This window comes from Pseudomonas carassii (assembly GCF_036324045.1).
In the GTDB taxonomy this organism is placed as follows: Bacteria; Pseudomonadota; Gammaproteobacteria; order Pseudomonadales; family Pseudomonadaceae; genus Aquipseudomonas; species Aquipseudomonas peradeniyensis.
Genome location: NZ_JAZDCT010000019.1, coordinates 60,920 through 72,171, shown reverse-complemented (window position 1 = coordinate 72,171; position 11,252 = coordinate 60,920). Strand labels below are relative to the sequence as shown.

General features: G+C 65.1%; 9 protein-coding genes. 3 read left to right on the top strand and 6 right to left on the bottom strand.

The genetic code is table 11. The features are described 5' to 3' along the window. Positions 1-96: 96 nt before the first annotated feature. From V0R62_RS15540 to V0R62_RS15530, 3 genes are all read right to left on the bottom strand, one after another. Positions 97-1,236 carry a glycerate kinase gene (locus V0R62_RS15540; RefSeq protein ID WP_330104383.1) on the bottom strand — a complete coding sequence of 380 codons (1,140 nt, stop codon included), beginning with the start codon at positions 1,234-1,236 and terminating at the stop codon, positions 97-99. A gap of 313 nt (positions 1,237-1,549) precedes the next feature. Further along, positions 1,550-2,413, bottom strand: coding sequence for an RHS repeat-associated core domain-containing protein (locus V0R62_RS15535; RefSeq protein WP_330104382.1), 864 nt, complete (start codon positions 2,411-2,413; stop codon positions 1,550-1,552). A 93-nt stretch (positions 2,414-2,506) separates the two neighbouring features. Beyond that, positions 2,507-3,604, bottom strand: a complete 1,098-nt coding sequence (locus V0R62_RS15530) for a sugar diacid recognition domain-containing protein (RefSeq protein ID WP_330104381.1) — start codon at positions 3,602-3,604, stop codon at positions 2,507-2,509. Between the two features lie 154 nt (positions 3,605-3,758). On the opposite strand from V0R62_RS15530, the gene V0R62_RS15525 reads away from it, so the two are divergent. Next, a complete protein-coding gene (locus tag V0R62_RS15525) occupies positions 3,759-5,090 on the top strand; it encodes an MFS transporter (protein ID WP_330104380.1) in 1,332 nt (443 codons plus the stop codon). A gap of 4 nt (positions 5,091-5,094) precedes the next feature. On the opposite strand, the gene V0R62_RS15520 is transcribed toward V0R62_RS15525, so the two are convergent. Further along, positions 5,095-5,910, bottom strand: a complete 816-nt coding sequence (locus V0R62_RS15520) for a DNA-binding protein (protein ID WP_330104379.1) — start codon at positions 5,908-5,910, stop codon at positions 5,095-5,097. Positions 5,911-6,005: 95 nt separating this feature from the next. Further along, a complete protein-coding gene (locus V0R62_RS15515) occupies positions 6,006-6,944 on the bottom strand; it encodes a Dyp-type peroxidase (RefSeq protein WP_330104378.1) in 939 nt (312 codons plus the stop codon). Positions 6,945-7,209: 265 nt separating this feature from the next. On the opposite strand from V0R62_RS15515, the gene V0R62_RS15510 reads away from it, so the two are divergent. After that, positions 7,210-7,998, top strand: coding sequence for a formate/nitrite transporter family protein (locus V0R62_RS15510; protein WP_330104377.1), 789 nt, complete (start codon positions 7,210-7,212; stop codon positions 7,996-7,998). A 6-nt stretch (positions 7,999-8,004) separates the two neighbouring features. On the opposite strand, the gene pdxR is transcribed toward V0R62_RS15510, so the two are convergent. Further along, entirely contained in the window at positions 8,005-9,495 is a 1,491-nt protein-coding gene (gene pdxR, locus V0R62_RS15505; protein ID WP_330104376.1) for a MocR-like pyridoxine biosynthesis transcription factor PdxR, read from the bottom strand. Between pdxR and V0R62_RS15500 the strand changes: the two genes are divergently transcribed. Further along, positions 9,496-11,223, top strand: coding sequence for an NAD(P)H dependent flavin oxidoreductase family protein (locus V0R62_RS15500; protein ID WP_330104375.1), 1,728 nt, complete (start codon positions 9,496-9,498; stop codon positions 11,221-11,223). Positions 11,224-11,252: the final 29 nt, after the last annotated feature.

The window sequence follows — 11,252 nt, the reverse complement described above, 5'->3', positions numbered from 1 at the left end:
AGCGGCCCCAGGGTATCTGCGTTGATGCATCAACCGCCGGGGCTGCTGCGCAGCCCTTTCGCGACACAAGGCCGCTCCTACAGGGACCGCGCAGCATCAGCGCTGGCGCGCCACCTGCCACAGCCGCGCCACATCCCCGGCCCGCGCCTTCAACAACGTACCGGCCTCGGCGCAGGCCTGTTCCAGGCTCATCGGCCCACTGGCCAGGGCAAAGGCGGCATCGATGCCCTGGGCATACAACTGCTCGTAACCGGCCCCCAGGGTCCCCGCCAGCACCACCACCGGCACGCCGTGGCGCTTGGCCACCCGTGCCACGCCGAGCGGCGTCTTGCCACGCAGGGTCTGGGCATCGAAACGGCCTTCGCCGGTGATCACCAGGTCCGCGCCGCGCACCAGCTCATCCAACCCGGCCAGCTCGGCAACCACCTCGACGCCCGGGCGGAACTGCGCGCCCATGAACGCTTTGGCGGCGAAACCCATGCCCCCGGCCGCGCCGCTGCCCGGCTGCTCACGCACATCCTTGCCCAGCAGCGCCGCGCAATGATCGGCGAAATGCGCCAGGGCCTGGTCCAGGGCCTGCACCTGCTCGGGGCTGGCGCCCTTCTGCGGGCCGAAGATCGCCGAAGCGCCGTTGGCGCCGCACAGCGGGTTGTCGACATCAGCGGCGACGTCCACCCGTACCTGCACCAGGCGCGGATCCAGATCGCTGGCATCGATTCGAGCCAACTGCGCCAGGGCCAGTCCACCCTCGGCCAAGGGCGCGCCCTGTGCATCCAGCAGGCGCAGGCCCAGCGCACGCAGCATGCCACTGCCGCCATCGTTGGTGGCGCTGCCGCCGATGGCCAGGACGATGCGCGAGGCACCGGCCGCCAGCGCTGCGGCCACCAGTTCACCGGTGCCCCAGGTGCTGCTGCGGCAGGCATCGCGCTGGCCGTTGGGCACCAGCTGGATGCCGCTGGCCTGGGCCATCTCAATCACCGCCGTGCGGCTCTCGGCCAGCCAGCCCCAGCCCGCCTCGACCGGCTCGCCCAACGGGCCGCGCACCACCTGGCGGCGCAGTTCGCCCTGGCTGGCGGCGACAATCGCCTCCATGGTGCCTTCGCCGCCATCGGCCATCGGGCATTCGATGCGCTCGGACGCTGGCCAGACCTCGGCCAGGCCGGCGGCGATGGCGCGGGCGACGCCAGGGGCGTCAAGGCTGTCCTTGAACGAGTCGGGGGCGATGACGATCTTCATGGGGATTCTCCTGTCCTGTTGCCGTGCATGCTGACAGGTGTGCGCCAGAGCGGCCTCGGTCGGATGCACAAAAATCGCAGGAGGTTGTTTGGGCGGATGACGGTTCTGGCTACTGCCCTGAATCTTTCGGCTTCAATGCCTGCGAGCCGGCAAGGCGTGATCCAGTGGCTGGCTCTTATAGGCAGCGCAAACACCGAAAAACATGTTTATTCGAGTAGGGTGTTGACTTCAGCGCCGCTGGAAAACAGACAGAGCCATGAAAGATGCCCATGGCATTAAAAACTTTCCCAAAATGCCTGTGGAGAAACATTAATTACTCCTCCCTTATCCGCATAAACTGAGCATTAATATCCATTGATTTAAATATTTTCCTGACCAGACCCACCCTATCTCTAGGTGGTAGATAGTGCCCGCTCCAATCGTCGAAGTACACCTTCCCTTTCTTGATCTTTATTTCTCCTGCCGCTACGACATGAGGCTCGACTGAGTAAAGTTTAGCAGCATGCTTGGCTAGAGCCGCATGAGTCAGCTTTGGTCCTGGGACCGTGTAGGTGCCCATGAAGATACGGCCACCCATCAGTACCCAGCTCGAATGTCTGGTGAGGTCTGCCTCGTCAAGGTCCTTTTTGCTTCTGACTTCTTTCACCTCTGCCGGCCGCCACTCAGAAACACCGTAAGATAACTTCTTCGACTCATCACTCACTCCTCCGCCGAGTGCATCATTGAGCGCTACCATTTCACTCAACAGAGAACTTTCAAGCGTGTTCCTCAGCACATCACCGGCGAAAGGACTGTCTGATTTAGAAGATGACTTTCTAGACCACGGCCAATTTCCAGTAGGGTCAAAATTATTAATCGGATCTCCTAGGCAATAGGCGTATGTGTTTAGCCCTCCCTGCTCGAACGGGCTATAGGGATCAATACTATGAAAACGCATCAGAACCGGGTTGTAGGTCCGATTGCCATTACCCAGCAGGTAGCTGCCTGTCTGCGACTCAGCACACTCGCCATTGAACGCCAGCAGTAGAGAAGGCTGATCGTAGGGTCGATGGTAGCCATAGACGCAATAAGCGCGCCCACTACCAAACGTAGGAACCTGCAATACGGACTGATGAGCGTCGCTCATCAACAAAGCGCAGCCCGTCGAACGAGGGCTTTGACTGGATACTGACCTCATGGCGCAAAGCTCCGGAACCTGATGGACCGGCACACTATCCTTCAGATTACTCAACGCCGCAGCTGGCAGAAATACCAGGCGCGTAACCGCCGATCACTCAGCCGGCAACAACTGCAACCCCAGATACAAGCTCAACATCCCCTCCATCCGCAACGGATCCACCTCCCCCAGTTCGGCGATCCTCTCCAGTCGATAGCGCAGGCTGTTGCGATGGATTCCCAAGGCTTCGGCACAGGCCTGACTCTGCCCGTCATGGGCGCACCAGGCGCGCAAGGTGAGCAGCAACTGGCCGCTGGCATCCTTGGCGCGGATGCGTTGCAACGGCTCGAGCAGTTCGTCCAGCGCATCGTCGTTGCGATGCCGCCAGAGCAATGCCGGCAGGCGATAGCGGGCCAGGCTCAGCAAGCGCTCGTCGGGCAGCACTTCCCAGCCGTAGGCCAGCAGGTCGCGAACCCGCCGATAGCCACGACGCAATTGCTCCAGGCTCTGCGCCGGGCTGCCCAGCGCCAGGCGTTCGACGTCCCAGCCATGGCGCTGCAGGCGCTCGAACAGGCGCGGCTCGTCCAGCACCACACCCGCCGGGCGGCACCACAGCAACGACTGGCGTGCGGGGCTGACGCACCAGCTGTCCGGGTAGCGGCTCATCAGCCAGGCCGACAGGGCCTCGGCCGGCGGCCCGGCGCGCAGCTCGAACAGGCAGGGAATCCGTGGCAGGTTGGGCTTGAGCCCCAGCTGCTGGGCCTCGTCGACCAGGCGCGGTGACTCGCCGCTGCCGCCCAGCAACAAGGCCAGCAGGTCGTCGCAGCGCTGGCGACGCCATTGCTGCTCCACCTGCAGGTGACGCTGGGCCAGCAGCATCTCGGCGGTCATGCGCACCAGCTCGCCGTAGGTGCGCAATTGTTGCGGATCACCGGTCAGCCCCAGCACGCCGATCAGCCGGCCATCGAGCATCAGCGGCAGGTTGACGCCGGGCAGCACGCCCTTGAGGCACTTGGCCGCTTCCGTATCCAGTTCGACGATGCGACCGTTGGCCAGTACCAGTTGCGCGCCTTCGTGGCGGGTGTTGATGCGCTCGGGCTCGCCGCTGCCGAGGATCAGGCCCTGGCTGTCCATCACATTGACGTTGCACGGCAGGATGGCCATCGCCCGGTTGACGATGTCCTGGGCCAGTTCGTGGTCCAGTTCGAACATGAAAGGATCCTTCGGCTTTGGTCGGCGGCACAGCAGCCCGCGCCTGAGGCTGTGCAAAAGCACAAAGACAGCCGCGCTACACTCCCCGAGACTGCTCAAGGCGAGCGCCGGCACAGGCGACGCGGTGACAACCATAACAACAGAGAACCCGATCATGGCACACAGCCCCGCCCCTGACCAAGGCATCGAGAGCACCCGCAACGCGCTGTACCGGCGCATCACCCTGCGGCTGATCCCGTTCATTTTCATCTGCTACCTGTTCAACTACCTGGACCGCGTCAACGTCGGCTTCGCCAAGCTGCAGATGCTCGACGCGCTGAAATTCAGCGAAACCGTGTACGGCCTCGGCGCCGGCATCTTCTTCATCGGCTACGTGCTCTGCGGCCTGCCCAGCAACCTGGCGCTCAACCGCTTCGGCCCGCGGCGCTGGATCGCGCTGATGATGATCGCCTGGGGCAGCCTGTCTACCTGCCTGCTGTTCGTCACCACCCCCACCGAGTTCTATGCCCTGCGCCTGCTTACCGGCGCCGCCGAGGCGGGCTTCTTCCCCGGCGTGGTGCTGTACCTCTCGCGCTGGTTCCCGGCGGACCGTCGCGGTCGCATCATGGCCCTGTTCATGTCGGCGATCCCGGTGTCCGGCCTGCTCGGCGGGCCGTTCTCCGGCTGGATCCTCGACCATTTCGCCGCCGGCCAGCATGGCCTGGCCGGCTGGCAGTGGATGTTCCTGATCCAGGGGCTGCCCACCGTGGTGCTCGGCGCGCTGGCCATCGTGCTGCTCAGCGATGGCTACCAGAGCGCCCGCTGGCTCAGCCCGGCCGAGCGCCAGCTGATCGAGGCAGACCTGAAGGCCGACGCCGCCAGCAAGCCGGCTACCCGCGGCGACAGCGTGCTGTCGGTGCTGACCAACCCGCTGATCTGGACCTTCGGTTTCGTCTATTTCTGCATCCAGAGCGGCGTCTACGCCATCAACTTCTGGCTGCCGTCGATCATCAAGAACATGGGCTTTGACAGCCCACTGCTGATCGGCTGGCTGAGCGCCATCCCGTACCTGCTGGCCGGGGTGTTCATGATCCTGGTCGGGCGTTCGGCGGACCTGCGCAACGAGCGTCGCTGGCACCTTGTGATACCAATGCTGATGGGCGCCCTGGGCCTGCTGATCGCGGTGAACTTCGCCGGCAACCCGCCCATCGCCATCCTTGGCCTGTCGATCGCCACCATGGGCGCGCTGACCGGCCTGCCGATGTTCTGGCCGATGCCGACCGCGCTGCTGACCGCCGGCACCGCCGTGGCGGGCCTGGCGATCATCAACTCGGTGGGGCAGATGGCCGGTTTCCTCAGTCCTTACCTGGTGGGATTCATCAAAGACCAGACCGGTTCGACCGACGCGGCGCTGTATGCGCTGGCGGGGTTGATCGTGGTTGGCAGCCTGGTGGCCTTGCGGGTCTCGAGGAGCGGTAACGCTGCCTTGGCAGGCGCCCGCCTGTAGGGCATCAAGCGTCCAGGTTCTGGCGCGTCGCCAACTGGCGACGCATCTCGTCGTTGGCGCCCTGGGCCTGGGCCAGTATCGCCCGCAAACCTTGCACCTGGGCGTCGCGCTGCTGCAACTGCTCATCCAGCAAGCGACTCTGCGCCGTCGCCTGGCGCTGCTCGACGAGCAGGCGTTCGTTGTCGCGGTGCAGCCGGGTCAGTTCATCCTGGCGGGCGATGGCACCCTGTTGCAGGGTCTGCAACTGCCCCTGCAACTGGCGCACCTGGGTCTCGCTCCGGCGTTGCTCTTGCTGGCGCTGCTCGAGGCTGGTGCGCAATTGCTCCTCTTTGTCGGCCAGACGTGCCTGCAGTTCGCCCTGAGACTGATTGAGGCTGGCACTGCGCAGCTGTTCGGCCTGCAGGCTGGCCTGGCTGGCGGCCAGGCGTTCGGACTCGACGTGCAACGCCTCGCTCAAGGTCTCGACTTGGCGCAGCGCACTGGCCAGGTCGCGCTCGGCCAGTAGCAACTGCGCCTGCAACGCCGCGCAACGGGCCTGTGCGGCGGCCTCGGCGGCATCGATGCGCGCCTGCCCTTCCTCCTGCAACTGCACAGCCAGTCGCTCGACCAGGCGACTCAGAGGTTCGCTCAATGCCACGGTGCTGCCCAGCATCGGCTCCGATTGGCGTTCGAGCTCCTTCAAGTAGCGATGGATGGTGGTCTTCGAGCCGGTATTGCCCAGTTCGATACGTACCGCATCGATACTGGGATGTTCACCCCGGGCCATCAGCGCCTGACGCGCCTGCTGAACAGATGCCTTGTCGATGCCTATGCGGGCCATTGCTCACTCCACCGTTACGTACCATGGCATGTACCATGTAATTTCGGCGAATACTGCACGTCCCGCGCCGCGTTTTCAAGCGCACCGGTGACAGCTCACCCAGCGGCCTGCTCGAGGAAGTCCACCGCCGGCACGAAGAACAACCCACCGGTGATGGCACGGCTGTAGTCCAGCAGGCGATCGTAGTTGCCCGGCGGCTTGCCGACGAACATGTTCTCGAGCATCTGCTCGATCGGTGCCGGCGAACGGGCATAGCCGATGAAATAGGTGCCGAACTCCCCGGCCCCGGGGCGGCCGAAAGGCATGTTGTCGCGCAGGATCTTTATCTCCTCGCCGCCCTCCTCCAGGGTGGTCAGCGCGCTGTGCGAGCAACTGGGCTTGCTGGCGGCATCCAGTTCGATATCGGACAGTTTGGTCCGCCCGATGATGCGTTCCTGCTCTTCGGTGGACAGCGTCTCCCAACCGGTCATGTCGTGCAGGTATTTCTGTACCAGCACATAGCTGCCGCCGGTAAACGCCGGATCCTCGTCGCCCACCAGGGTGAAACGCGCGACATCCCGCGGGCCGGGATTCTCGGTGCCGTCGACGAAGCCGATGATGCTGCGCATGTCGAAGTAGCGGAAGCCCTGCACCTCATCGACCACCGTCACGGCCTGGCCCAGGCGCTTGACCAGCAGCGCGGCCAGCTCGAAACACAGGTCCATGTGCTCGGCGCGAATATGCAGGAGGATGTCGCCCGGCGTGGCCACCGCCTTGCGCTCACCACTGCCGAACTCGCGAAAGGCATGCAGGCCGGCCGGCTGTGGGCTGCCGAACAGACGCACCCAGGCCGACGCCGAAAAACCGATGACGCACGACAGGTTGCCGGCCGGCACGCGCTTGCCCACCGAGCGCACCAGCCCGGCAAGGTCACCGCACAGTTCGCGTACACGGTCAGCGCTGCCCTCGTCCTCGGTGAGCGTCGCCACCAGGAACATCGCACTACGGGTGATCGGGCTGTCGACAGCCTGCGGTTCGATTTCGACAGTGTTCATAGGTATCTTCCCTCCTCGAATAGATCGAACAGGCCAGTACGTTGCCAGCCAGCTCGATGCACGACTACCATCACGGTCGCTTTGGTATAGCACAGCCCGCTTGAACACCCTCCCCTCATAGATGAGATCTATCACCTCATCCAGCCTATCGATTTGACCGCGTCAAATTGCCTCAGCTAACGTGCCGCCCGCTTCGAAGCCGTCCCGCCGCTGTCAAACCCCGATCCACGGCCTGAGCCGTCGTCCTTGCGTTCGAGTTGTTGAAATGTCTGTGAATACCCCCTCCCGGATCACCGAGCTGGTCATAGAAGCCGGCACCCGCAAAGCCCACCTGCCCACCCGCGCCACCCTGATCCTCGGCTTTCTGGCCGGGGCGTTCATCTCCCTCGGTTTCCTGCTGGCGATCCACGTCAGCACCATGATCCCTGCACAGTGGGCCTCATTCGGCACCCTGCTGGGCGCCGCGGTGTTTCCCATCGGCCTGATCCTGGTGATCCTGGCCGGGGGCGAACTTCTCACCGGCAACATGATGAGCCTGCCCCTGGCGATGTTCGCCGGACGTATCCGCCTGTGGGCGGTGGCGCGCAACTGGGCCCTGGTGACCCTGGCCAACCTGCTGGGCGCGCTGTTCGTCGCCTACTGCTTCGGCCATCTGCTCGGACTGACCGAGGGACCGTACCTGGGCAAGACCCTGGCGGGCGCCACCAGCAAGGTCAGCGCCGATTTCCTGCATGCCTTCGTCTCCGGCATCGGCTGCAACTGGCTGGTGTGCCTGGCGGTGTGGCTGTCCTACGCCAGCCGTGAGATGAGCGGCAAGATCCTCGGCATCTGGTTCCCGATCATGGCCTTCGTCGCCATCGGCTTCCAGCACGTGGTCGCCAACATGTTCCTGATCCCGGCGGCGATCTTTGCCGGCTACCTGAGCTGGGGGCAGTTGCTGGAAAACCTGGCGGCGGTGTTCCTGGGCAATGCCGTGGGCGGGGCGATCTTCGTCGGCCTGGCCTACTACGTCTCGTTCGGCGCCCCGGCGCAGGAACAGGGCGCGCTGCAGTAGCAGGCTTCAGTCAGCCACGGTCTTCGCGGCCTGGGCCAGACGCTGCACGGCCTGGCGGATCTCGTCCGGATCCAGCGAGGCGAACCCCAGGCGCAGGGCATTCTCGGGTTGGCCGGCGGGTGAAAACTGCCGGCCAGCACGCACCACCAGGTCCAGTCGCAGCGCCTCGACCACCAGCCGATCCACATTGATCGACGGGACAAACCTCACCCACAGCGCCAATCCGCCCTCCGGCACCTGCACCGCGATGCGCTCGCCAAAGGCTTCGCGCAGACAGCCCAGCAGCATATCCCGGCGGCGCCGGTACTCCCTGGACACCCGCCGCAGGTGTTTCCTGAGCTCACCGGCTTCGATCAGGTCGGCGAGCATCCGCTGCATTACCGCATCGCCCTGCCCCAGGATCAACGCCGCAGTGCGGCTCAGCGTCTCGGTCACCGCCGGCGGCGCGACGATGAAGCTGCAACGGAAGGTGCTGCCCAACGACTTGGACAGCGAGCCGACATAGATCACATGGCGCTGCAGGGGATCACTGGCCAGCGGCAGGTAGGGCCGCCCGGCAAAGTGGTACTCGTGGTCGTAGTCCTCCTCGATCACGCAGAAGTCATGACGTCGCGCCAGTTCCAGCAACTGCCGCCGGCGACCGGCGCGCAAACTGACGGTGGTGGGAAACTGGTGGTGGGGCGTGACGTACAGAAAACGCACCGGATGCAGCCGGCACAGCGCCTCGATCTGCTCGACCCGACAACCCTCCTCATCCAGGTCCACGGGCTCCAGCCGGGCACCCAGCTGGCGGAAGATTTCCCAGGCTGGCGGATAGCTCAGCCGCTCCACCAGCACCACGTCACCGGGCCTGAGCAACACGCTGGCGGCCAGGTACAGCGACATCTGCGTACCCTGGGTGAGGCAGATGTGCTCGGCCCCCACGTTCAGCCCACGCTCCTGGCGCAGCATGTCCGCCAGCACGCGGCGCAGGTGATGGCCGCTGCCGTCACTGCCATGGCGCACGGTATTGGTGGCGAAGCTGTGACGCAGGGCCTTGCGGTAGTAACGGTGCAAGACCGCCTGGGGCAACAGGCGATGATCACAGGCGCCGTTGTCAAAGAACAGCGCCCCGGGGCGCTGATGCCATGCCGTCGCCTGTTCGCTCGCCGCGAAATACGCAGTGGCAGGCGCATCGCGCAATTTCGGAGCGAATGGCTGCGCCACCTTGCGCGCCGGCGTCGCCTGCGCGGCGAACTGCTGGCTGACGAAGGTGCCACGACGCGGCACGCTGTACAGCCAGCCCTTGGTCGCCGCTTCTTCGTAGGCAAGGATCACCGTCTTGCGATTGACGTCGAGCAGTTGCGCCATGTCCCGAGTACCCGGCAAGGGCGTTCCGGGCAGCAGGCGACCGTCGCTGATCGCGCTGACCAGTCCCTCGACGATCTTTCGATAGGAAGCCTGCGGCTCGCCCCCTTCCAGGTTGAGCAACGGCCGCCATTTGCGTAACTGGACCATGTGAATTATCCAAAACTGGAGGTTCTCCTGGTCCAAGTCTACCGCAACAATCACCGCTCCCACTGCCGCGAGGTCGCCATGCCCAGCCACCATGTCATTGAATTGTCGCCCTCGGGCAGAACCTTCGAGGCCGGCGACGAGCTGCTGCTCGACGCCATGCTCGCCAGCGGCCTGGCCGTGCCCTTCTCGTGCCGTCGCGGCGCCTGTGGCTCGTGCAAGGTCAAGGTGGTCGCCGGTCAATATCGCGACAAGCAGCGCGACGCGGACACGCCTGCGCCCTCCTACCCCCTGGCCGCCGACGAACTGCTGCTGTGCCAGAGCCACGCCTGCGGCGATATGCGCCTGGCGATTCCCGGCTGGTCACTGGATACGCCGACGCTGACCTTCAGCGCGCGGGTGCTGGGCAAACGCCCCCTGAGCCCTGATATCACCGAGCTGGTGCTGCAACCCGAACAACCCGTCGAGGTACGTGCCGGCCAGTACGTCAGGTTCCGCCTCGCTAACGGTGACAGCCGCTGCTTCTCCATCGCCAACCTTCCGGCCCTGGACCAGGGGCGGATGGCGTTTCAAATACGCAGTGTCGCTGGCGGCCTGTTCTCCGAACGCCTGCTGCCGTCACTCGACATAGGCGATGCGCTGATGCTCGAAGGCCCGGTGGGGGCCTGTACCTGGCAGCATGACGATGAACGGCCCGTGGTGCTGTTCGCCACCGGGACTGGCTACGCCGGCATCAAGCCCCTGCTGCTGACGGCACTGGCGCGCAATGCCGAGGTCACGCTGTACTGGGGCGGCGCTTCGCCGGCCGACTTCTACGACCGCGTGTTCCTCGACCAAAGCAGCCAGGCGCACCCTCGTTTTCGCTGGTACCCGGTCCTGGCGGCACAGGCCCGCGTGCAGCAAGTGGCACTGGCCCAGGCACATTACTGGGCCAATTCACAGGTCTACGCCTGTGGCAACGGCACGATGATCCAGCAGGTCCGCGAACAATGCCTTGACGCAGGCGTGCAGGCCCATCGCTTCATCGCCGAGGCCTTCGTGCCCAGCGGCGCAGCGCTGCCGTCGACGGCGCTGGACCCGCAACTGGAGAAAGTCGGCCCGCGCTACTCGCTGGACGGCATGCTCGCCGCCCGCGAACAGACCGTGCGGGCCCTGGCCGCCATCGCCAGCCAGCTGAAGGTCGGCATGACCACCGCCCAGGCCCTGGCCATGGCCGAGCGCACCTTGCGGGCCATGGGCGCCTCGCACACCTGGCACCCGACCTATATCCGCTTCGGCGACGACACCGTGCGCACGCCGCGCCAGGGCATCGACCCGCAGCGCAGGCTGCGCGCCAACGATATCGCCGTGGTCGACCTCGGCCCGGTCTGGGACGGCTACGAAGGCGACTATGGCGACACCTTCGTGTTCGGCGACCACCCCCTGCACCAGGCCTGTGTCGAAGCGCTGCACGCCGTGTTCGCCGAGACGCGCCAAGCCTGGCGCGGCGGGCTGACCGGGCGCGAACTGTATGACGTTGCCGAGCGCAGCGCCCGGGCCAGGGGCTGGCGCCTGGAGCGCAACCTGGCCGGTCATCGCATCGCCGACTTCCCCCATGTTCTCTATGGGCAGGAAAAACTGGCCAACCTGCAGATCGTGCCGGGGGAGATGGTCTGGGTGCTGGAGATCCAGCTGTGCCATCCCAGTGAACCGGTCGGGGCGTTCTTCGAGGATATCCTCATCGCCAGTTGACCCTGCCGGGCTGATCGCTACTCGCACAC